Origin of the sequence: Bordetella genomosp. 1 (assembly GCF_002261335.1) — a bacterium.
Classification (GTDB): domain Bacteria; phylum Pseudomonadota; class Gammaproteobacteria; order Burkholderiales; family Burkholderiaceae_B; genus Bordetella.
Map to the genome: position 1 here is coordinate 33,679 of NZ_NEVL01000006.1, position 20,594 is coordinate 54,272.

Annotated in this window: 18 protein-coding genes and 1 pseudogene; 6 read left to right on the forward strand and 13 right to left on the reverse strand. The window is 69.6% G+C overall.

Features of this window, described 5'->3' with window-relative positions; translation table 11 throughout:
- Positions 1–69: 69 nt before the first annotated feature.
- Both CEG14_RS22255 and CEG14_RS22260 read right to left on the reverse strand, forming a co-directional pair.
- The gene (locus tag CEG14_RS22255; RefSeq protein ID WP_094828602.1) at positions 70–1,080 is read right to left on the reverse strand and encodes a Bug family tripartite tricarboxylate transporter substrate binding protein; all 1,011 of its coding nucleotides are present in this window, start codon (positions 1,078–1,080) and stop codon (positions 70–72) included.
- Between the two features lie 144 nt (positions 1,081–1,224).
- Positions 1,225–1,920, reverse strand: a complete 696-nt coding sequence (locus CEG14_RS22260) for a FadR/GntR family transcriptional regulator (protein WP_094828603.1) — start codon at positions 1,918–1,920, stop codon at positions 1,225–1,227.
- A 137-nt stretch (positions 1,921–2,057) separates the two neighbouring features.
- Between CEG14_RS22260 and CEG14_RS22265 the strand changes: the two genes are divergently transcribed.
- The 3 genes and pseudogenes from CEG14_RS22265 to CEG14_RS22275 form a co-directional block, all read left to right on the forward strand.
- Positions 2,058–3,260 carry a mandelate racemase/muconate lactonizing enzyme family protein gene (locus CEG14_RS22265; protein ID WP_094828604.1) on the forward strand — a complete coding sequence of 401 codons (1,203 nt, stop codon included), beginning with the start codon at positions 2,058–2,060 and terminating at the stop codon, positions 3,258–3,260.
- An 11-nt stretch (positions 3,261–3,271) separates the two neighbouring features.
- Positions 3,272–4,231 carry a 2-hydroxyacid dehydrogenase gene (locus CEG14_RS22270; protein WP_094828605.1) on the forward strand — a complete coding sequence of 320 codons (960 nt, stop codon included), beginning with the start codon at positions 3,272–3,274 and terminating at the stop codon, positions 4,229–4,231.
- Positions 4,232–4,387: 156 nt separating this feature from the next.
- A pseudogene (locus CEG14_RS22275) lies at positions 4,388–5,266 on the forward strand (YihY/virulence factor BrkB family protein); the annotation flags it as partial.
- Between the two features lie 162 nt (positions 5,267–5,428).
- Here CEG14_RS22275 and CEG14_RS22280 read toward each other — a convergent pair.
- The 11 genes from CEG14_RS22280 to CEG14_RS22330 form a co-directional block, all read right to left on the reverse strand.
- On the reverse strand, positions 5,429–6,478 hold the full coding sequence (locus tag CEG14_RS22280) for an Ldh family oxidoreductase (protein WP_094828607.1): 1,050 nt from the start codon (positions 6,476–6,478) through the stop codon (positions 5,429–5,431).
- Entirely contained in the window at positions 6,475–7,983 is a 1,509-nt protein-coding gene (locus tag CEG14_RS22285) for a mannitol dehydrogenase family protein (protein WP_094828953.1), read from the reverse strand. Before CEG14_RS22285 ends, CEG14_RS22280 begins: the two co-directional genes overlap by 4 nt.
- Before the next feature lie 5 nt (positions 7,984–7,988).
- A complete protein-coding gene (gene manD, locus CEG14_RS22290) occupies positions 7,989–9,200 on the reverse strand; it encodes a D-mannonate dehydratase ManD (protein WP_094828608.1) in 1,212 nt (403 codons plus the stop codon).
- A 44-nt stretch (positions 9,201–9,244) separates the two neighbouring features.
- Positions 9,245–10,783 carry a UxaA family hydrolase gene (locus tag CEG14_RS22295; RefSeq protein WP_094828609.1) on the reverse strand — a complete coding sequence of 513 codons (1,539 nt, stop codon included), beginning with the start codon at positions 10,781–10,783 and terminating at the stop codon, positions 9,245–9,247.
- A gap of 29 nt (positions 10,784–10,812) precedes the next feature.
- Positions 10,813–11,679, reverse strand: coding sequence for a fumarylacetoacetate hydrolase family protein (locus tag CEG14_RS22300; RefSeq protein ID WP_094828610.1), 867 nt, complete (start codon positions 11,677–11,679; stop codon positions 10,813–10,815).
- Between the two features lie 22 nt (positions 11,680–11,701).
- Positions 11,702–12,448 carry an SDR family oxidoreductase gene (locus CEG14_RS22305; protein ID WP_094828611.1) on the reverse strand — a complete coding sequence of 249 codons (747 nt, stop codon included), beginning with the start codon at positions 12,446–12,448 and terminating at the stop codon, positions 11,702–11,704.
- Positions 12,448–13,857 (reverse strand): TRAP transporter large permease, encoded by a 1,410-nt coding sequence (locus CEG14_RS22310; RefSeq protein ID WP_094828612.1) that lies wholly within the window; start codon positions 13,855–13,857, stop codon positions 12,448–12,450. Before CEG14_RS22310 ends, CEG14_RS22305 begins: the two co-directional genes overlap by 1 nt.
- Before the next feature lie 43 nt (positions 13,858–13,900).
- Entirely contained in the window at positions 13,901–14,551 is a 651-nt protein-coding gene (locus CEG14_RS22315) for a TRAP transporter small permease (protein ID WP_094828613.1), read from the reverse strand.
- A gap of 62 nt (positions 14,552–14,613) precedes the next feature.
- Positions 14,614–15,588, reverse strand: a complete 975-nt coding sequence (locus CEG14_RS22320) for a sialic acid TRAP transporter substrate-binding protein SiaP (RefSeq protein ID WP_094828614.1) — start codon at positions 15,586–15,588, stop codon at positions 14,614–14,616.
- 78 nt (positions 15,589–15,666) lie between these two features.
- Entirely contained in the window at positions 15,667–16,701 is a 1,035-nt protein-coding gene (locus CEG14_RS22325) for an L-idonate 5-dehydrogenase (protein WP_094828615.1), read from the reverse strand.
- On the reverse strand, positions 16,698–17,453 hold the full coding sequence (locus CEG14_RS22330; protein ID WP_094828616.1) for a FadR/GntR family transcriptional regulator: 756 nt from the start codon (positions 17,451–17,453) through the stop codon (positions 16,698–16,700). The genes CEG14_RS22325 and CEG14_RS22330 overlap by 4 nt, the downstream gene beginning before the upstream one ends.
- Positions 17,454–17,921: 468 nt before the next feature.
- Here CEG14_RS22330 and CEG14_RS22335 point away from each other — a divergent pair, with 468 nt between their 5' ends.
- The 3 genes from CEG14_RS22335 (at position 17,922) to pyrF (ending at position 20,557) form a co-directional block, all read left to right on the forward strand.
- Complete coding sequence (locus tag CEG14_RS22335; protein WP_094828617.1) at positions 17,922–18,320, forward strand: diacylglycerol kinase; 399 nt, start codon at positions 17,922–17,924, stop codon at positions 18,318–18,320.
- A gap of 70 nt (positions 18,321–18,390) precedes the next feature.
- Positions 18,391–19,707, forward strand: a complete 1,317-nt coding sequence (locus tag CEG14_RS22340) for an NAD(P)/FAD-dependent oxidoreductase (RefSeq protein WP_094828618.1) — start codon at positions 18,391–18,393, stop codon at positions 19,705–19,707.
- Between the two features lie 31 nt (positions 19,708–19,738).
- Positions 19,739–20,557, forward strand: coding sequence for an orotidine-5'-phosphate decarboxylase (gene pyrF, locus CEG14_RS22345; protein ID WP_094828619.1), 819 nt, complete (start codon positions 19,739–19,741; stop codon positions 20,555–20,557).
- Positions 20,558–20,594: the final 37 nt, after the last annotated feature.

Genomic DNA, 20,594 nt, shown 5'->3' on the forward strand with positions numbered 1-20,594 from the left:
GCCGGGCCCATGAAAGACGCCCCGCGCGGTCAGCCCGCCGGGGCGTCGTTCGACCGCGGAGCGCGGCGCTCAGAACACCTTGATGTCGCCGTCCTTCACGACCTTGGCCCAGTGGTCGGTCTCCTTGCGCAGCCAGACCGCGATCTCGGCCGGCGTCATGCTGACCGGCTCGGAGCCCAGCTCGGCGAAGCGCTGCCGGGTGTCGGCCTCGGCCGTGATCTCGGCAATGGCGGCATGCAGTTTCTGCACGACGGCGGGCGGCGTGCCGGCCGGCGCCATCAGGGCCTGCCAGGAACCGGTCACGAATCCGGGCAGGCGCTCCGACAGCGCGGGCGTATCGGGGATGGCGCCGAAGCGCTGCGGGCTGGCCACCGCCAGCATGCGGATCGCCCCGCCCTTCACCAGCGGGTAGGTCGCGAGAAAGCTGTTCATCGCCACGTCGATCTGGCCGCCGGCGAGATCCGACAGGACCTGCGAGCCGCCCTTGTAGCCGATGTAGTTCCACTCGATGCCGCTCTGGCTGGCGAACAGCACGCCGGCCAGGTGGGTGATCGAGCCGGGTGTCTCGCCGAAATTCAACCGGCCCTTGTTGGCCTTCGCATAGTCGACCAGCTCCTGCACGTTGTGCACCGGCAGCTTGTTGCTCACCACCAGGATGTGCGGCGAATAGGCCACGATCGAGACCGGCGCGAGGTCCTTGGTGGGGCTGTAGTTCAGCTTCATGATGCTGGGCGAGATCGTCAGGCTGCCCGAATCCATCAACAGCAGCGTGTAGCCATCGGCATCGGACTTGGCCACGTAGCTCGCGCCGATGCTGCCGTTGGCGCCCGATTTGTTCTCGACCACCACTGGCTGGCCCCACTTCTCGGTGAGCTTCTTGCCGAGCAGCCGCGCCATGACGTCGGAAGCCCCGCCGGCCGGGTTCGGCACGACGATGCGGATGACTTTGTCGGGATAGCGGGCGGCGTCGTCGGCCGCGTGCGCGGCGCCGCCGATCAGGCCGGCCAGGCCGGCGACCGCCAGGCGGACCAGGGCGCGACGCCGGCCCCGCGCTGACGCGGGCGGATAGGGGAAAAGCATGATGTCTCCTTGTCATTGTGCGAAGCAGGCCGACAACCAGAGACGGCATGCGCCCGCGCCCGGCAGTGGCTGCCTGGGCGGAGACATCTTCCGCCTATCCTGTAAAATCTGTCAATAGCTGATAAACCCTAGATCGAATCGGGCTCACTGCCCGAACAGGCGCGCGATGCCGCCCTGCAGATGCGCCACCATGGCGGCCCGGGCCGCCGCCGCATCGCCGGCGGCGATAGCCTGCACGATGGCGTGATGCTCGGCCACGACGCGCTGGCGCCGCTCGGCCGGCACCGGCCCGGAGAGCTGCCGCACCAGATCGATGCTGAAGCGCGTCTGGGCCGCGAGCGCGGTGATCGTCATCGCGAAAAAGCGGTTGCCGCAGGCCTGCGCGACCGCGGCATGGAAGGCGATGTCCTCGTCGATGCCGGGGTTGCCCGCCTGCAGCGCACGCTCGAATTCGGCATGCCGACGCTCCACCTCCGCGATGGCCGCCGCATCGCCGCGGGCCGCGGCGCGCGCGGCGATCTCCCCCTCGGTGGCACAGCGGAATTCGAGGAAGGCCTTGATGTCGGCGATGCTGCTGAGCGCGCCGAACTCCACGATCTCGGCCTGCGGCTTGAGCGCCTCGACATAGTTGCCCGAGCCCTTGCGTGCCGAGATCCGCCCTTCGGCGCGCAGGCGCGCGAGGGCCTGGCGCAACACCGGCCGCGACACGGAGAAGCGGCGCGCCAGCTCGATCTCGCCGGGCAGGCGCGCGTGGATCTCGAAGCCCTCGCTGCCCAGCAGCGCCAGCAGTTGCTCGTAGACCATGTCGCTCAGACGGCGATCGGGAGATGCGTGATTCATGGGGCGGGAGTTTGCAGCATGGGGCCCGGACCGGCAAGGCAAAGGTCTGCGGCCCGTGTCCGGCCCTCGGCACGATTGACAGATTTTACAGCTTTGTCCAAACTAACTCGTCCTCCCGCCCCTACCAAGGCCTGCCCATGTCCCGCATCACCGCCCTGCGCACCTATCGCAGCCCCGACCGACCCAGCCTGATCTGGCTGGAGATCGATACCGACGAGGGCCTCACCGGCCTGGGCGAGACCTTCCGCGGCGCCGCCACGGTCGAGACCATGATCCATGCCGAGATCGCGCCGCAGCTCCTGGGGCGCGACGCCAGCGCCATCGAAAGCCTCAACGCGCTGCTCACCCAGCCCTATGTGGGCTACAACGCCTCGGGCGCCGAGATCCGCGCGGCCAGCGCCGTCGACATCGCCCTGTGGGATCTCGCCGGCCAGCGCCAGCGGGTACCGCTCTACCAGGCGCTCGGCGGCGCGGCGCGCGAGCAGATCCCGGTCTACAACACCTGCGCCGGCTATGCCTTCAACAGCAGCGGCAAGCGGCGCGACATCGGCAGCGACGACGTCGCCGCCGGGCCCTACGACGACCAGGTCGCCTTCATGCGCGACGCGGGCGCGCTGGCGCAGAGCCTGCGCGAAGAGGGCTACGGCGCGATGAAGATCTGGCCGTTCGACATCTACGCACCCAGGACGCAGGGCCAGACCATCAGCCTGACCGACCTGAAGACCGGCCTCGAACCCTTCAGGCGCATCCGCCAGGCGGTGGGCGACGACATCGAGGTGATGTGCGAGCTGCACGGCCTGTGGGGCAACCACGCCGCGCTGCGCATCTGCCAGGCGCTGGAAGACCACGGCGTGTTCTGGGCCGAGGATCCGATCGCCAAGATGGACGACATCCACACCCTGGCCGACCTGCGCAGCCGCACGCGCACGCCGATCTGCGGCAGCGAGTCCCTTGCCGGCCTGCCGGTGTTTCGCGATGCGCTGGCCGCCAATGCGCTCGACGTGGTGATGCTCGATCTGGGCTGGTGCGGCGGCATCACCACCGCCCGCAAGATCGCGACGCTGGCGCAGGCCTATGCCAAGCCGCTCGCGCCGCACGACTGCACCGGCCCGGTCGCGTTGATGGCCGGCCTGCACCTGGCCCTGCACGCCCCCACCGCGATCTACCAGGAGGTGGTGCGCGCCACCCTGGCCACCTGGTATCGTGAACTGGTCACCGATCTGCCCGAGATCCACGCCGGCCTCGCGCAACCGCCGCGCGGCCACGGCCTGGGCACCCGTCTGTCTCCCGCCTTCAAGGCGCGCACCGATCTGCAGGTGCGCACCAGCACCCCTTCCTGAGGACATCCGCCATGCAAATCCTGGTCGCGGGGCTGCACGCCCCCAACGCGCCGCGCCTGGCCGCCCTGCTCGGCCCGGACTTCGCGGTGCACGCCGCCAAGACCCTGGCCGCCGAGGGGCCCATCGACGCCGACGTGTTGATCACCAATCGCTTGAGCGCGAGCGAGGCCGCGCGTTTCGGCGGCAGGCTGGTGCACGTGCCCGGCGCGGGCACCGATGCGATCGCGCTCGATGCCCTGCCCTCGTGCGCGGCGGTGTGCAACGTGCACGGCCACGAGATTCCCATCGCCGAATACGTGGTGCATGCGCTGCTCGAACACTGCCTGCAGCCGTGGCGCCTGCCGGCGCGGCTCGATGCCCAGGCCTGGCCGGCCATCTACGCCGACCGGCCGTATCACACCGAGGCCCACGGCCGCACGGTGGCGATCCTGGGCTACGGCCACATCGGCGAGGAGATCGCGCGGCGCGTGCGCGCGCTCGGCATGCGCGTCATCGCGGTGACGCGCAGCGGCAAGGTCGATGCCGCCACCGCGCCGGACGAGGTGGTGACCGCGGCCGAGCTCGAGCGCGTCCTGCCGCGCTGCCTCGCCCTGGTGCTGTGCTGCCCGCTCACCGATGCCACCCGGGGCCGGGTCGGCCGCGACGCGCTCGCCGCGCTGGGCCCGGAGGGGCTACTGGTGAACGTGGCGCGCGCCGAAGTGGCCGACGAGCAGGCGTTGTACGACTGCCTGCGCGACGGCACGCTGGGCCGCGCCGTGCTGGATGTCTGGTATCGCTACCCGGCCGCGGGCGAGACGGAGGTCACGCCTGCGCGCCTGCCCCTGCATGCGCTGCCCAATGTGCGCGCCACGCCCCACGTGTCGGCACTCACGCCGGGGCTGCTCGAGCGGCGCTACGCCTTCATGGCGGACAACATCCGCGCCCTCGCGGCCGGGCGGGCGCTCGCCGGCGTGGTGCGCCCGCCGCGCTGACGCCCGCGCCGCCGTGGCGCGGGGCGCGTTGTCCCCGGGGTCGGCGCCCCGCCAGGCACGGGTCATGCTGGGACGACGGGCGCGGTTGGGGTAAGGTTCCCGAATGGGCGACCTTCCCGTCCGCCCTCCCGAGCCACACACGGACCTGTTCAACCCATGCGATTTCCCACCTTGCTGCGCTTCCTGCATCCCCGGCAACTCTGGGGGCTGCTGCTCGATTCGGCCCAACAATGGTCGCGCCACCGCGCCTCCAGCAAAGGGGCGGCGCTGGCGCTGTACATGGTGTTTTCGCTGGCGCCGATGCTGATCCTGGTGATCGCCGTCGCGGGCGCGTTCTTCGGCGAGGAAGCGGTGCGCTCCGAGCTGTTCGGCCAGGTGCGCGACCTCACGGGCGAACGCGGGGCCGAAGTGATCCAGACCGTGCTGGCCAGCGCGCACGAATCCGGCAAGGGCTGGGTGGCGGCGCTGATCTCGATCTTCGTATTGATCTTCTCGGCCACCACCGCCTTCGCCGAGCTCAAGGCCAGCCTGGACGAGCTCTGGGAAGTCGACCCCGACAAGAGCAGCGGCATCCAGGGCATGGTGCGCAGCCGCATGCTGTCGTTCGGCCTGGTGCTGGTGCTGGGCCTGTTCCTGCTGCTGTCGCTGGCGGTGAACGCGGCGATGGGCGTGGCGCGCGGCTACTACGGCGAGCTCTGGAACAATTCCTACGTGGCGGTGATCGGCGAATGGGTCTCCAGCCTGTTCTCCTTTGCCGTGGTGACCGCACTGTTTGCCGTGGTGTTCAAGCTGCTGCCCAGCGCCAACGTGATCTGGCGCCACGTGATCCCGGGCGCGGTCGTGACGGCGGCGCTCTTTCTGATCGGCAAGTGGGGCATCGGCCTGTATCTCGGCGGCGGCGGCGTGACCTCGGCCTACGGCGCGGCGGGATCGCTGATCGCGCTGCTGCTTTGGATCTATTACTCGGCGCAGATCTTCTTCTTCGGCGCGGTGTTCACGCGCCAGTATTCGTTGCGCGCCGAAAGACTCGAGCGCGGTGAATCGACCGACGGCACGCCCGCCCCCGCTGCGCCCGCCGACGCCGTGCCCGCGCAGGCCCCCGCGCCGTCCGCCGCGCCCGCGCAGGCGCCCGACATCACGCTGGACGCGAACGGCGTGCCCGCGCCGGCGCGCCACCCGCCGGGCTGATCGACCGCCTCAGGCCGGCGGCGCCACGCCCAGCCGCTGGCTCCAGTCCAGCATCTCGCGCCACAGCCCCGGCTCCACCGGGATTCCGTGCGCGAGGCGGTCGCGCTCGGCGCGTGCCTCCGGCTCGCCGGGCGCCAGGGGCGCGCCCGGTTGCGCGCGCAACTCGGCGACCATGCCGGCCACCACGGCCGCGAGCATCGCCCCGCCCGCAAAGCGCGCCGGGTCGATCACGATGAAGAAGGCCCCGAGCCGGCGCGGCTCGTCGAGGCGCTCGTACATGGGCGAGATATGCGGCCCGAACGGATTGCCGTTCAGGGGCCCGCACAACAGCTCGATCATCATCGCCAGCCCGTAGCCCTTGTAGCCATACTCCGGACCGCCGAGCGGGCGCAGCGCCCGCACCGCCTGCGCATCGGTGGCGTCGCCGCCCTGCGCGTCGAGCGCCACGCCGGGCGGCAGCGCGGCCTGCTCGCGGCGCGCGTTCATCACGCGGTTCCAGGGGATCGAGGTGCTCGCCATGTCGAGGCAGACCGGCTCGCCGCCCGCGCGCGGCACCGCGATCGAGATCGGATTGGTGCCGAAGAATGGCACGTGTCCGCCGAACGGCGCCGCAATGGAATCCGAATGCGTGAAGGCCAGGCCGATCAGCCCCGCGCGGGCGGCGGCGCGGCTGTACAGGCCCACGGCGCCGCAGTGCGAGGCGTCGCTCACGCCGACCGCGGCCACGCCCGCGTCGCGCGCGAGCCGGATCGCCTCGGCGTTGGCGCGATGCGCCACGATGATGCCCAGGCCCTGGCCCCCGTGCACCTGCGCGGTCGCGGGCCCCGTCTGCTGGACGCGCATCTGCGGCCGCGCCAGCACCGAGCCGTGCGAGAGGCGGTTGAGGTAGTGCGGCAGGCGCGCGATGCCGTGCGAATCGATGCCCCACAGGCTGGTCTGCACCAGGCTGTCGGCCAGGGATTGCGCATCGCCGGCGTCGAGATCCTGCGCGCGCAGGCAGGCCACGGCCCAGCGGGTCAGGCCCGCGGCGTCGATGCGGCGCGGTGCGGAGAGGTTCATGCCAGCGCCTCCTTGACGGTCGCGGCCACGCCGCGCGTGCGCAACAGGCCGAGATGCCGCGTGACCGCCGCGATCAGGGCCGGGTTGCCCTCGAGATCGCCGAACACCGGCCGGAACGCGACCAGGCAGGCCGCCTCGGCCTGCGGTCCCGCCAACGCATGCGCGGCCGCCTCGGCCAGCCGCTCCGCGAGCGGCCGGGCAAGCGGATCGTCGATCGCATAGCGTGCGCCGTGCTCGTCGTAGCCCCGCAGATAATGCAGCCAGCCCGCCACCGCGAGCGCCAGCAGCTCGATCGTGCCGCCCGCGCGCAGGCGATCGCGCACGGTGTCGAGCAGGCGCTGCGGCACCTTCTGCGATCCGTCCATGGCGATCTGCTGCGTGCGATGCGGCAGCGCCGGGTTGGCGAAGCGCTGCAACAGTTGCGCGCGAAACGCCGCCGCGTCGAAATCCGCCGCGTCGGCCAGCGTGGGCTCGACCTCGTCGCGCAACAGCCGTTCCACGAGCTTGTGCAGCCAGGGCTGGGCCATGGCCTCGGGCACCGTCTCGAGCCCGGCCATGGCGCCCAGGTACGCCAGCGTGGAATGCGAGCCGTTGACCATGCGCAGCTTGATGCGTTCGTACGGCGCGGCCCGGGCGACGAAGCGCACGCCTTCGACGCGGTCCCAGGCCGGCCGGCCCTGCGCGAAGCGGTCTTCGATCACCCACGACAGGAACGGCTCGCCCACCACCGGCCAGGCGTCGGCCATGCCGAGCTGCGTGGCGATGCGCGCACGGTCGGCGTCGCTCGTGCGCGGCACGATGCGGTCGACCATGCTGTTGGGAAAGGTGCACTGCAGGCCGATCCAGCGCGCCAGCGCCGGATCGACACGATCGGCGAAGGCCAGCACGAGGCCGCGCAAGGTGTCGCCGTTGGCCGGCAGGTTGTCGCAGGACAGCAGCGTGAGCGGCGCCATGCCGCGCGCGTGCCGCAGCGCGAGCCCGTGCACCAGCATGCCGAGTGCGCCGCGCGGCGCATCGGGTCGCGCGAGGTCGTGTTCGACGTCGGGGTCGTCCCAGCGCAGCGCGCCCGTGGCCGGGTCGTGGCTGTAGCCCTTCTCGGTGATGGTGAGGCTGACGATGCGCGTGTCGGGGTGGGCGATGCGCTCGAGCACCGCCTGCGGGTCTTCGCTGGCCACCAGCACCTGCAGCACAGCGCCCACCACCCGCAGTTGCTCGCGCAACGAACCATCAGGCCCCGCGTCGCGCAGCGCCAGCGTGTAGAGCCCCTGCTGCGGCGCCAGCGCGTCGCGCGTGCCGGGCTGGCGCAGCGACACACCGACGATGCCCCACGCCGACTGCGCCGGATCGGCCAGCACACGATCGGTGATCTCGGCCTGGTGCGCGCGATGGAAGGCGCCGATGCCCAGGTGCACGATGCCGGCTCGCAGGCGCGCGCGATCGTAGGCCGGGCGGCCCACGGCGGCCGGCAACAGCGACAGCGCCTGTGGCTGCAGTCGGGCGGGCATGCCGTTCACCAGTTCCAGAGCGTACCGTCGTGCGCCAGCCGGTTCACCGGCAGGTAGGCGCGCTGGTAGGGATACTTCTCAGCCAGCTTTTCGTCGATCTCCACGCCATGGCCGGGCACGTCGCCCGGGTACATCATGCCGTCCTCGAAGGTGTAGGCATGCGGGAACACGGCGTCGGTCTCCTCCGTGTGGCGCATGTATTCCTGCACGCCGAAGTTCGGCACCCACAGGTCGAAATGCAGCGCGGCGCCCATGCAGGCCGGCGAGAGGTCGGTGGCGCCATGGCAGCCGGTGCGCACCTGGTAGATCGCCGCGAGGTCGGCGATGCGGCGCAGGTGCGTGATGCCGCCGGCATGGACCACGGTCGCGCGGATGTAGTCGATCAGCTGGTTCTGGATCAGGTCCTTGCAGTCCCACAAGGTGTTGAAGATCTCGCCCACCGCGATCGGCGTGACCGTGTGCTGCCGGATCAGCCGGAACGCCTCCTGGTTCTCCGCGGGCGTGGCGTCCTCCATCCAGAACAGGCGGTAGGGTTCGAGCGACTTGCCCAGCCGCGCCGCCTCGATGGGCGTGAGCCGGTGGTGCACGTCGTGCAGCAGGTGCGTGTCCCAGCCCACCGCCTCGCGCACCGCCTCGAACAGCTTCGGCGCGTGATCGAGATACTTCTCGGTGGACCAGTCGTGTTCCGACGGCAGGTCGGCGTCGGCCGGCTCGTAGAACATGCGGCCGCGGCCCACGCCGTAGACGGCGTTCAGGCCCGGCACCCCGCTCTGCGCGCGGATCGCGCGATAGCCCATCTCGCGATAGCGCAGCACCTCCTGCACGGTCTCGTCGATGTCGCGGCCGTTGGCATGGCCATACACCATCACGCCGGTGCGGCTCTTGCCGCCCAGCAACTGGTACAGCGGCATGTTGGCCGCCTTGGCCTTGATGTCCCACAGCGCGGTGTCGACCGCCGCGATGGCCGCCATCGTGACCGGCCCGCGCCGCCAGTAGGCGCCGCGGTAGAGGTACTGCCAGATGTCCTCGATCTGGTGCGGGTCGCGCCCGATCAGGCACGGGATCACGTGCTCGGTGAGATAGGCGGCCACGGCCAGCTCGCGGCCGTTGAGCGTGGCGTCGCCGATGCCGGAGAGGCCCTCGTCGGTCTCGATCTTCAGGGTCACGAAATTGCGGCCCGGACTGCAAACGATGACACGTGCCTGGGTAATCTTCATGTTCCGCCTCGGAATGAAATGGGTCGCGCCTGCCGCCCGGATGCCTACATCACCGCGCCCAGGGCCCAGGGCACGAATTCGTTCTGGCCGTAGCCGTGTTCCTCGCTCCTGCTGCGCCGTCCCGACGCGGTGCGCAGCATCAGATCGAAGATGCGTTCGCCCATCTGGGCCACGCTCTGGGTGCCGTCCACCACCTCGCCGCAGTTGATGTCGATGTCGTCTTCCTGGCGCTGCCACAGCGCCGTGTTGGTCGACAGCTTGAGCGACGGCGCCGGCGCACAGCCGTAGGCCGAGCCGCGCCCCGTGGTGAAACAGATCAGGTTGGCCCCGCCCGCCACTTGGCCGGTGGCCGACACCGGGTCGTAGCCCGGGGTATCCATGAACACCAGGCCCGGCGTGCTCACGGTCTCGGCGTACTCATAGACGTCGGTGAGATTGGTGGTGCCGCTCTTGGCGATGGCGCCAAGCGACTTCTCCAGGATGGTGGTGAGGCCGCCCGCTTTGTTGCCGGCCGAGGGGTTGTTGTCCATCTCGGCCTCGTTGCGCGCGCAATAGTCTTCCCACCAGCGCACCCGCGCCAGCAGCTTGTCGGCCACCGCCTGGCTCTGCGCGCGGCGCGTGAGCAGGTGCTCGCCGCCGTAGATCTCCGGCGTCTCCGACAGGATGGCGGTGCCGCCGTGGCGCACCAGCAGGTCCACCGCCGCGCCCAGCGCCGGGTTGGCGCTGATGCCGGAATAGCCGTCGGAGCCGCCGCATTGCAGGCCCACCACCAGATGGCGCGCCGGCACGGTGCGGCGCTCGACCCGGTCGGCCGCCGCCAGCATGCCTTCGACCAGCTCGATCCCGCGCGCCACGGTCTTGCGCGTGCCGCCGGTGTCCTGGATGTTGAAGGTGTGCAGCAGGCCGCTCTCGCGCAACCCCTCCTGCGCCATCAGGCCGCCGATCTGGTTGGTCTCGCAGCCCAGGCCCACCACCATCAGGCCGCCGAAGTTGGCATGGCGCGCATAGCCGCCCAGCGTGCGGCGCAGCACCCGCAGGGGCTCGCCCTCGCTGCCGGTCGCACAGCCCGCGCCGTGCGTGAGGGCCACCACGCCGTCGACGTTGGGATAGCGCGCCAGGGCCTCGGGATGGATGTCGCGGCGGAAATGATCGGCGATGGCGCGCGCCACCGTGGCCGAGCAGTTCACGCTGGTGAGGATGCCGATGTAGTTGCGCGTGGCCACGCGCCCGTCGGCGCGCACGATGCCCTCGAACGTCGCGGCCGTCTTCGCGTAGTCGGTGGCGTGCGCGTCGGCGCCCACCGCGTAGTCGCGCTCGAAATCGGAGAATTCCAGGTTGTGGCTGTGCACGTGCTGGCCGGGCGCGATGTCCTGGCGCGCCACGCCGATCACCTGGTTGTAGCGCCGCACCGGCGCGCCGGCCGGGATCGCGCGTACCGCCACCTTGTGGCCGGGCGGCACCAGACCGGCCACGGTCACGCCCTCTTCGTCGAGGCGCGTGCCCGACACCAGCTGGCGCCGGGCGATCACCACATTGTCGGCCGGGTGGATACGGATCACGGCGGCCTGGTTCTGCGTAGTCATGCTGTCTCCTTCCACCCGCGCCGGGGATGTCAGCCGTCGATGCGCGCCGGATCCCAGGCATACACGCGCTGGTGCTGTTCTCCCAGCCCCGCGATGCCGAGCTTCATCTCGTCGCCCGCCTTCAGGTAGATGGGCGCGGGCTTCTGGCCCATGCCCACGCCGGGCGGCGTGCCGGTGCTGATCAGGTCGCCCGGGTTGAGCGTCATGAAGCGGCTCACGTAGCTCACCAGCTGCGCGACGTTGAACACCATGGTGCGCGTGCTGCCGTTCTGGAAACGCTTGCCGTTGACCTCGAGCCACATGTCGAGCGCCTGCGGCTCGGGCACCTCGTCGGCGGTGACGAGCCACGGCCCGACCGGGCCGAACGTGTCGCAGCCCTTGCCCTTGTCCCAGGTGCCGCCGCGCTCGATCTGGTACTCACGCTCGGAGATGTCGTTGACCACGCAATAGCCGGCCACGTGCGACAGCGCGTCGGCCTCCGACACGTAGCGCGCACGCTCGCCGATCACCACGCCCAGCTCCACTTCCCAGTCGGTCTTGACCGAATCCTGCGGCAGCACCACGGCATCGTTGGCGCCCACCAGCGCGGAAGAGGCCTTCATGAACACCACGGGTTCGGCCGGCACCGGCAGGCCCGACTCGGCCGCGTGATCGGCGTAGTTCAGGCCGATGCAGATGAACTTGCCCATGCCGGACCACGGCGGCGCGATGCGGCCGGGGCGCTCCACCAGCGGCAGCCTGGCCGGATCGAGCGCGCGCAGCTTCTCGAGCGCGGCCCGGTTCAGGCCGGCCGCGTTGAGATCGGCGATCACCCCGGACAGGTCGCGTACGCGGCCCTGGGCGTCGAGCAAGGCGGGTTTTTCCTGGCCCTTGGGGCCATGTCGCAGCAACTTCATGTACAGCTCTCCTTCGACAAGATCAGTTGGACCAGCCACCGTCGATCAGTTGCACGGTGCCTGTCGTGAATGCGGATTCATCGCTGGCAAGATACACCGCCAGCGCGGCGATTTCCTCGGCCCGGCCGATGCGGCCCATGGGCTGGCGCGCCACGAAGGCGGCCTCCACCGCGGCCAGCGGCTGGCCGGACGCCGCGGATTGCGCTTCCATGCGCTGGCGCAGCGACGGTGACTCGACCGTGCCCGGGCAGATCGCGTTGGCGCGGATGCCGCGTGCCACGAAGTCGGCCGCCACCGACTTGGTGAGCCCGATCACGGCCGCCTTGGTGGTGCCGTAGACGAAGCGGTTGGGCACGCCCTTCACGCTGGAGGCGGCCGACGCCATGTTGATGATGGAGCCGCCGCCGCGCTCGAGCATGCCGGGCAGGCAGGCGCGGATCAGGCGGTACATCGCGCGCACGTTCAGCTCGAAAGAGAAGTCCCAGGCCCGGTCGTCGCACTCCAGGATCGTGCCGGCGTGGACGTAGCCCGCGCCGTTGAACAGCACGTCGATCGGCCCCGCCGCGCGCGCCAGGGCCTCGATCGCACCGGCGTCGGTCACGTCGGTCACGCGGGTCTCGCAGCCCGGCAGCTCGGCCAGCAACGCGGGGTCGATGTCGGCGGCCACCACCTCGGCGCCCTCGCGCACGAACGCCAGCGCCGTGGCGCGGCCGATGCCCTGGCCCGCAGCCGTGACGAGCGCTCTCTTTCCTTGCAGCCTCTTGGCCATCATTTCACTCCCATGCCCATGACGTTCGGCAGCCACAACGTGATCTGCGGGATGTAGGTAATGGCGATGAGCGCCACGAACAGCGGCACCAGCCACGGCAGGATGGCCATGGTGGTGCGCTCGACCGACAGCTTGGCCACCCGCGCCAGCACGAACAGCACCATGCCCAGCGGCGGATGCAGCAGCCCGATCATCAGGTTGAGCGTCATGATGAGCCCGAAATGGATCGGGTCGATGCCGAGCTTGAGCACGATGGGCAGCAGGATCGGCACCAGGATCGTGATGGCCGCGATCGTGTCGATGAAGCAGCCCACGATCAGGATCAGCAGGTTGGCCATCAGCAGGAACACCCACTTGTTCTGCGTCACGCTCAGGATCGCATCGGTGAGCGTCTGCGCGGCCTGCGTGGTGGTGAGCAGCCAGGCGAACACCGATGCCGCGGTCACGATGAACAGCACCGACGCCGTGGTTTCGATGGTGTCGAAGGTGGCCTTGGCGAGCGTGCGCAGCGTCATGGAGCGGTAGCGCACCAGGCCCAGGAACAGCGCCCAGATCACCGCCGCCACGGCCGCCTCGGTGGGCGTGAACCAGCCCAGCGTCATCCCGCCGATCAGGATCACCGGCGCCATCAGCGCCATCACCGCCGAGAAGTTGAAGGTCCAGTCGAGGATCAGCAATGCCGCGAACGCGATGCCGGTGGCGATGTTGGGCGTGACGCCCGCCTCCACCATGATCCAGATCGAGAGCGGAAACGACAGCACGATCAGGACTTCGAGCGACGCCCCGCCCAGGCGCTTCCAGTTGAACGCCACGTCGCCGCCCCAGTTGTTGCGGCGCGCGTAGTAGGCCACGGTCAGCATCATCAGCAGGGTGAGCACGGCGCCCGGGATCAGGCCGGCGAGAAACAGCGAGCCGATCGAGACATTGGCCATCATGCCGTAGATCACGAAGGGCAGCGACGGCGGGATGATGGGGCCGAGCGTGGCCGAGGCCGCGGTCACGCCCACGGCGAACTCGGTTTCGTAGCCATGATCCTTCATGGCCTTGATCTCGATGGTGCCCAGCCCGGCCGCGTCGGCGATGGCGGTGCCGGACATGCCGGCGAACACCACCGAGCCGATGATGTTGACCTGGCCCAGCCCGCCGCGCATCCAGCCCACCAGCGCGACGGCGAAGTTGTAGATGCGGCCGGTGATGCCGGCGATGTTCATCAGGTTGCCGGCCAGGATGAAGAACGGCACGGCCAGCAGCGGAAACGACTCCACGCCCGCGATCATGCGCTGGGCCACCACCACGTCGGGCACGCTGCCCGACACCAGCACGAACAGCAGGGCCGATCCGGCCATCGCCACCGCGACCGGAACCCCGAAAATCATCAGCAATAGAAATGCACCGATCAGAATGCCCATGGTTTGCTCCGCAATGGCACCGAATGGGTGAGCGCGGCCGCGCTCAGTCCAGCGACTCGTAGGCCGAGGGGTTTTCGAGGATGGAATAGCCCTGTCGCCAGTTCTGCACCGAGACCTGGACCGAACGCACGAACATCATCACGAAGCCCGCCAGCGCGACCCAATACACATAGGCCTTGTTCCAGAACAGCGTGGTCATGGGCTCGTCGCCCACCAGCGTGATGTAGCGGTAGACCAGCCAGACCGCATAGCCGAAGAACGCCGTGCGGATCAGGTCGACCAGCGTCGAGAACAGGCGCCCGAGCGGCCTGGGCAGGTAGCGGTACAGAAAGTCGACCTGGATGTGGCGGCATGCCCGCACGCACATGGCGGCGCCGAGGAACACCACGCCGATCAGGGCGTAGACCGCCAGCTCCTCCGTCCAGGCGAACGAGTCGTTCATCACGTAGCGCGAGAAGAACTGCAGGAACACCAGCCCGCCCATGGCCCAGAACAGCGCCAGGCAGAGCCAGTCTTCGAAGTGATAGCCGGACAGGTCCACGCGCTGGTGCTCGTCGGCTTCCTCGAAGCTCTGCACGATCTCGCTGACCGAGGCCGGTTGGTGCGCCGGCCCTTGCGGCGCGGGCTCGGCCGCCGCGCTGGCGCGCATCGGCTCGTGGCCGGGCAGCCCGGCGGTCTTGGCATTGGAGTACATGGCTCCCCCTTGGAGGCATGGCGCCGGCGGGGTGCGCGAACGCCCCCCGGCCGTGCGGCGCCTTACTTGATGGCCTGGATGCGATCCCAGTCGGACTTCTCGTAGCCGTACTGCTTGAACGGCACCTTCTCGAGCACCGTCTTGCGGAAGTCCTCGATGTCGACCTCGGTCACGTTGAGGCCGCGCTGCTTGAACACCGCCACCATCTTGGTCTCGTTGTCGGCCACTTCCTTGGACGCCTTCTCGGCGGCCTGCTGCGCCACTTCGGTGAAGATCTTCTTGTCTTCATCCGACAGGCTCTTCCAGAGCTTGCCCGAGATCACCGTGTTGAGATGGTCGACGATGTGCGCAGTGAGGATGATGTTCTTCTGCACCTCGTAGAACTTCTTCGCCTCGATGGTGGTGAGCGGGTTCTCCTGCGCCTCCACCGTGCCATTCTGCAGCGCCAGGTAGACCTCGGCGAACGCGATCGGCGCGGTGTTGGCGCCACACGCGCGCGGCATGGCGAGATAGGCCGCCACGTCGGGCACGCGCATCTTCAGCCCCTTCATCTCGGCGCAGGTCTTGAACGGCCGGTTCGAGGTCGACTGGCGCGTGCCGTAATAGGTGGTGGCGACGATGTGGTTGCCGCTCTTCTCGTCGTAGCCCTTGGTGAGCTCTTTGTAGACGTCGCTCTTCGTGTAGGCCAGCAGGTGCGCCGGGTCACGGAAGATGTAGGGGTAGTAGGTGACGCCGATGCGCGGGAAGCTCTTGGCCGCGAAGCTCGAGCCCGAGATGATCATGTCGACCGTGCCCAGGGTGAGGCCCTGGTTGATGTCGTTTTCCTTGCCCAGCTGCGACGCCGGGTACACATCGATGTGATAGCGCCCGTTGGTGCGCTTCTCGATCTCCTGCGCCGCCCACACCGATGCGGTATGGAAGGGCTCGGAGGTTTCGTACACGTGCGCCCACTTCAACTTGTTCTGCGCCAGGGCGCTGCCCGACAGGGCCAGCGTGGCGGCAGCGAACAGCACCTTGACGGCGTTGCCTCGTTTCATGTTGTCTCCTCTCCTGAGGTGGTGGAGCGCGGCGGGTTGCCCTTGATGGGTCGTTATGGCCCGCCGGCCCGGCTGGGGTCATGATTCACATACAAGCTGCACCTTGGTACTGCGAGTGCGGTCGGCCGCCAGTTCGAACGCCTCGGCGGCGCGGTCCAGCGGCAGTTGCGCACTCATCAACGGCCGCACATCCACCCTGCGCGTGCGCAGGCAGGTGACGGCCCAGTCGAACTCGATACCCGCGCGAAACGCCCCGACGTAGTCGAGCTCGCGCGCCATGATGTTGTTGGCCGGGAAATGCACACCCTCGGCCGGCAGCGTGCCCACCTGCACGATGCGCCCGCCGCGGCGCGTGGCGGCCAGGCAGGTGGCGAGCGCGGCCGGGCTGCCGGCGGCCTCGATGCTCACGTCGGCCACGTCGGCCAGCGCATCGGGCGGCGCCTGGTCGGCGCGCACCGTGCTGTCGGCCCCGACCGCGGCGGCCATCTCGAGCGCGCGATCGGCGATGTCGCTCACGATCACGTGCGCGGCCCCCGCCAGCCGGGCCGCGATCACGCTCATGCAGCCGATGGTGCCGCCGCCCGTGATCAGCACGGTCTTGCCCAGCAGCGGGCCGGCGCGGTTCACGCCATGCAGCCCGATGGAGAGCGGCTCGGCACAGGCGATCTCGCCCAGCGAGATGTCTTCGCTCACCGGCGTGAGCTGGCGCTCGCCCATCACGAAGCGCTCGCGGAACATCCCCTGCACGTGCGGATAGACGCTGGCGCTGCCCAGGAAACGCATGTTGCGGCAGAGGTTGTCGCGCCCGCCGCGGCAGTAGTCGCAGTGGCCACAGGGATGCGAGGGATTGATCGCGACCTTCATGCCGGGCTGCACGCGCGTGACGGCCTCGCCCACGCGCATCACGATGCCCGAGGCCTCGTGGCCGGGAATCAGCGGTTCGCGGATCACGAACGCCCCCACCTTGCCGTGCAGGAAATAGTGCAGGTCGGAGCCGCAGATGCCGGCCGCGCCGAGCCGCAGCTCGACCTCGTGCGGCGCCAGCGGCGCGGCGTCCGGGTCGGTTTCGAGGCGCAGGTCGCGCGCGCCGTGGATGCGACAGGTCAGGCTCATGAGGACGACTCCGCGTGGGAACGGCTCGCCGCCGCCCCGGCGCCTTCGGGCGCGGCGGCCCAGTTGGCGGTCAGGCGATCGTGCGAACAAGACAGGTGATGGCGCATCGCATCGCGCGCGCCGATCGGATCGCCCAGCGCGATCGCATCGATCACGCGCCGGTGCTCGGCAATGGCCGAGGCCCAGCTGGCGGGGTTTTCGAAGTAGTCGCCCAGCTTCACCGACAAGGGATTGTGGCGCTCGTCGAACAGCTCGCTCACCACGCGCACCAGCACCGAGTTGTTGGCCATCTCGGCCACCCGCAGATGGAACAGGCGGTCGCCGCGGATCGGCACCCGGCCGCCGGCGGCCTCGTCTTCCATGGTGTCGACCGCCTCGCGCAGCCCCTCGACCGCGGCCGAGCCCGCCAGGTGGGCGGCCTGGGCGGCCTGCGCCGCCAGCTCGCCCTCGATGACCTGGCGCGCGCGGATCGTCTCGAGCGGGCTTTCCGCCACGAGGCTGGTCTGTGCCGCACGCTCCGGCGGCCGCTTCACGTAGATGCCCGAGCCCATGCGCACCTCAACCCAGCCTTCCACCTCGAGCGCGATCAGCGCCTCGCGCACCGACGGGCGCGACACGCCGAGCTTGATCGCGAGGTCGCGCTCAGGCGGCAGGCGGGCGCCTTCGCGGAACTCGCCGGCCTCGATCAGCAGACGCAGCTGGTCGGCAATCTGGCGGTAGAGGCGGCGCGGTTCGATGGTCTGGATCGGCATGGACAGGGATGGGGCGGAATCGCGGAACGACGAGCGGCACGGCAGGACAGGCGGCGATGCGGGACTGGCGTTGCGGTATTGCGGATCTGGCGGGTGCTGCGGACTGCGGTGCGACGGAAAGCGGCAAGGCAGACTGCGGGGACGACGGCACGGCGGTGTTGCGGTGCTGCGAAAGCGGGGAAAGACGCCTGGGCGGCGCGCTCCCGGAATGCGGGAAGAACCGGGCCGGGATGGGGCGGAAACCGCACCACATCGCGGCGAAAATGTTCAGGTTTCGGTAAAGTGGCCTTACCAATTTGCCGCATCTTGCGCTCTGGCGCAGATAGGTCACAATTAGGGTTTGTACTGACTCGATGGCCGCTTACGCGCGCCGCCCCACCCCCGCCGAATTCCGCCCGCGCGCCCCATACGGCTGCCATGGATATCTGTTAAAAAGCCGCCACACCCGGCCTTTTGATATTCCTGCCCATGACGCCTACGCCTCACCCCTCGCCCTACAAAAGCTCAGGTGGCCTGCGCCGCATTTTCAATGCGCTGCGCTATTCCCTGCAGGGGCTGAAGGCCGCGATCAAGTACGAGGCGGCGTTCCGTCAGGAGCTGGCCCTGGCCGTGCTGCTGATCCCGGCGGCGTTCTTCCTGGGCCGCACGACGGACGAAGTGTTCTTCCTGATCGCTTCGGTGGTGCTGGTGCTGGTGGTGGAGCTGCTGAATTCGGCCATCGAGGCCCTGGCCGACGCGCTGTCGGTCGAAACCCATCCCCTGTTGGGCCGCGCCAAGGATCTTGGCAGCGCCGCGGTGATGTTGATGCTGCTGTTCACCGTTGCGGTGTGGGTCGGCGTCGCCGTCAGCCGCTTCGTCATGAACTGAGTTCGGGAGAGGCGGAGGTCACACCTCCGTATGCTCCCCTTTGTCGCGCGGCCCTCTTATACTGAGTCTCATGATGCCCAACGCGACCCCTGCAAACACCGACCGTATCGTGATCGTCGGCGGCGGCGCCGGCGGCCTGGAGCTGGCAGCCCAGCTCGGCCGCAAACACGGACGCGACCGCGTCACCCTGGTCGATGCCCGGCCTTTCCACATCTGGAAACCCTCGCTGCACGAGGCGGCGGCCGGCACCCTCGACATCCACCAGGAAGGCCTGTCCTACCTGATGCTGGCGCACCTCGCGCACTTCACCTTCGCGCAGGGCCGCCTGCTCGCGGTAGACCGCGACAACCGCAGCATCACCATCGATGCCGTGAAAGACGCGCATGGCCAGGAAGTGCTGGCGCAGCGCCAGATCGCCTACGGCACGCTGGTGCTGGCGGTGGGCAGCACCTCCAACTTCTTCAACACCCCGGGCGCGGCCGAACACGCGGTCACGCTCGACACCACCGAAAACGCCGAGCAGTTCCGCCTCACGATGCTCAAGGCCATGGCACTGGTCGACCAGGCCAAGGTGCGCGATCCCGCGGCCCGCCTCGATCTCGTGATCGTGGGCGGCGGCGCCACCGGCGTCGAGCTGGCGGTGGAGCTCACCGAGGCGAGCCACGTGGTGAGCGCCTACGGCCTGCCGAACTTCCGCGCCGAACGCGACCTGGCCATCACGCTGGTGGAGGGCGCGCCGCGCATCCTGTCGGCCCTGCCCGAGAAGATCTCGGCGGCCGCCACCACCCGCCTGCTGGAGCTCGGCATCAAGGTCGAGACCGGCTGCCGCGTCTCGGAGATCACCGAAAACTCGGTGAAGACCGCCGACGACCGCGAGTTCCCGGCCACGCTGTGCCTGTGGGCCGCCGGCATCCAGGGCCCCGCGATCCTGGGCACGCTGGGCATGGAGCTCAACCGCTCCGGCCAGCTGATCGTGAACGAGCGTCTCGAAACGCCCGATCCGCACATCCTCGCCCTGGGCGACTGCTGCGCCGCGCCGTGGGGCGACCGCACCGTGCCCGCCCGCGCGCAGGCCGCGCACCAGCAGGCCGACTACCTCGCCGCCAAGCTCACCGCGCGCCTGCGCAACCAGCCCGAGACCGACAAGCCCTACGTCTATCACGACCACGGCTCGCTGGTGTCGCTGGGCCAGGACGCCGGCGTGGGCAGCCTGATGGGCAAGCTGGCCGGACGGGGCCTGTTCGTAAGCGGTACACTGGCGCGCCTGATGTACATGAGCCTGCACCTGATGCACCACCGCGCGGTGCTCGGCGTCTCGCGTACCGCCACCCTCGCCCTGGCGCGCCTGCTGATGCGCCGCACGCGCCCGCGCGTCAAGCTGCACTGAGCGCAAGCCGGCGAACCCGCCCCCGATGCCCATGAATTTCAAACAACGACTCGACCACGCCTGGACCACCCGCAACTCGCTGTTGCAGGTGGGCCTGGACCCGGACCCGCAACGTTTCCCGCGCGAGCTGGACGGCAAGCCCGACGCCATCTTCCAGTTCTGCCGTGACATCGTCGACGCCACCGCGCCGTATGCGAGCAGCTTCAAGCCGCAGATCGCCTACTTCGCGGCGCACCGCGCCGAAGCGCAGCTCGAGGCGCTGTGCGATCACATCCGCAGCGCGCATCCCGAGCTGCCGATCGTGCTCGACGCCAAACGCGGCGACATCGGTTCCACGGCCGAAAACTACGCCCGCGAGGCGTTCGAACGCTACCAGGCGCACGCGGTCACGGTGAGCCCCTACATGGGTCTGGATTCGGTCGAGCCCTACCTGGCCTGGGGCGATCGCGGCGTGATCGTGCTGTGCCGCACGTCCAATCCCGGCGGCTCCGACCTGCAGTTCCTCAAGATGGAAAACGGCGAGCCGCTGTACCTGCACGTGGCCGGCCTGGTGGCCGACCGCTGGAACGCACAGGGCCAGTGCGGCCTGGTGGTGGGCGCGACCTTCCCCAACGAGCTGGCCGCGGTGCGCCAGCGCATCGGCGACGACGTGCCGCTGCTGGTGCCGGGCATCGGCGCGCAGGGCGGCGACATCAACGCCACCGTGAATGCGGGCGCCAACCAGGCGCGCACCGGCATGATGATCAACTCCTCGCGCGCCATCATCTACGCCAGCAACGGCGAAGACTGGCGCGAGGCGGCGGCCAAGGCCGCCGAGGGCCTGCGCGACGCGATCAACGCGGTCCGCTGAGGCGCACCGCCCGCTTCAACGCACGGGTCGACCCAGG

Bases quoted from the DNA above. Each gene is read 5' to 3' on its own strand.
- CEG14_RS22255 (WP_094828602.1), bottom strand. From the start codon at position 1,080: ATGCTTTTCCCCTATCCGCCCGCGTCAGCGCGGGGCCGGCGTCGCGCC.
- CEG14_RS22260 (WP_094828603.1), bottom strand. From the start codon at position 1,920: ATGAATCACGCATCTCCCGATCGCCGTCTGAGCGACATGGTCTACGAG.
- CEG14_RS22265 (WP_094828604.1), top strand. From the start codon at position 2,058: ATGTCCCGCATCACCGCCCTGCGCACCTATCGCAGCCCCGACCGACCC.
- CEG14_RS22270 (WP_094828605.1), top strand. From the start codon at position 3,272: ATGCAAATCCTGGTCGCGGGGCTGCACGCCCCCAACGCGCCGCGCCTG.
- CEG14_RS22280 (WP_094828607.1), bottom strand. From the start codon at position 6,478: ATGAACCTCTCCGCACCGCGCCGCATCGACGCCGCGGGCCTGACCCGC.
- CEG14_RS22285 (WP_094828953.1), bottom strand. From the start codon at position 7,983: ATGCCCGCCCGACTGCAGCCACAGGCGCTGTCGCTGTTGCCGGCCGCC.
- manD (WP_094828608.1), bottom strand. From the start codon at position 9,200: ATGAAGATTACCCAGGCACGTGTCATCGTTTGCAGTCCGGGCCGCAAT.
- CEG14_RS22295 (WP_094828609.1), bottom strand. From the start codon at position 10,783: ATGACTACGCAGAACCAGGCCGCCGTGATCCGTATCCACCCGGCCGAC.
- CEG14_RS22300 (WP_094828610.1), bottom strand. From the start codon at position 11,679: ATGAAGTTGCTGCGACATGGCCCCAAGGGCCAGGAAAAACCCGCCTTG.
- CEG14_RS22305 (WP_094828611.1), bottom strand. From the start codon at position 12,448: ATGGCCAAGAGGCTGCAAGGAAAGAGAGCGCTCGTCACGGCTGCGGGC.
- CEG14_RS22310 (WP_094828612.1), bottom strand. From the start codon at position 13,857: ATGGGCATTCTGATCGGTGCATTTCTATTGCTGATGATTTTCGGGGTT.
- CEG14_RS22315 (WP_094828613.1), bottom strand. From the start codon at position 14,551: ATGTACTCCAATGCCAAGACCGCCGGGCTGCCCGGCCACGAGCCGATG.
- CEG14_RS22320 (WP_094828614.1), bottom strand. From the start codon at position 15,588: ATGAAACGAGGCAACGCCGTCAAGGTGCTGTTCGCTGCCGCCACGCTG.
- CEG14_RS22325 (WP_094828615.1), bottom strand. From the start codon at position 16,701: ATGAGCCTGACCTGTCGCATCCACGGCGCGCGCGACCTGCGCCTCGAA.
- CEG14_RS22330 (WP_094828616.1), bottom strand. From the start codon at position 17,453: ATGCCGATCCAGACCATCGAACCGCGCCGCCTCTACCGCCAGATTGCC.
- CEG14_RS22335 (WP_094828617.1), top strand. From the start codon at position 17,922: ATGACGCCTACGCCTCACCCCTCGCCCTACAAAAGCTCAGGTGGCCTG.
- CEG14_RS22340 (WP_094828618.1), top strand. From the start codon at position 18,391: ATGATGCCCAACGCGACCCCTGCAAACACCGACCGTATCGTGATCGTC.
- pyrF (WP_094828619.1), top strand. From the start codon at position 19,739: ATGAATTTCAAACAACGACTCGACCACGCCTGGACCACCCGCAACTCG.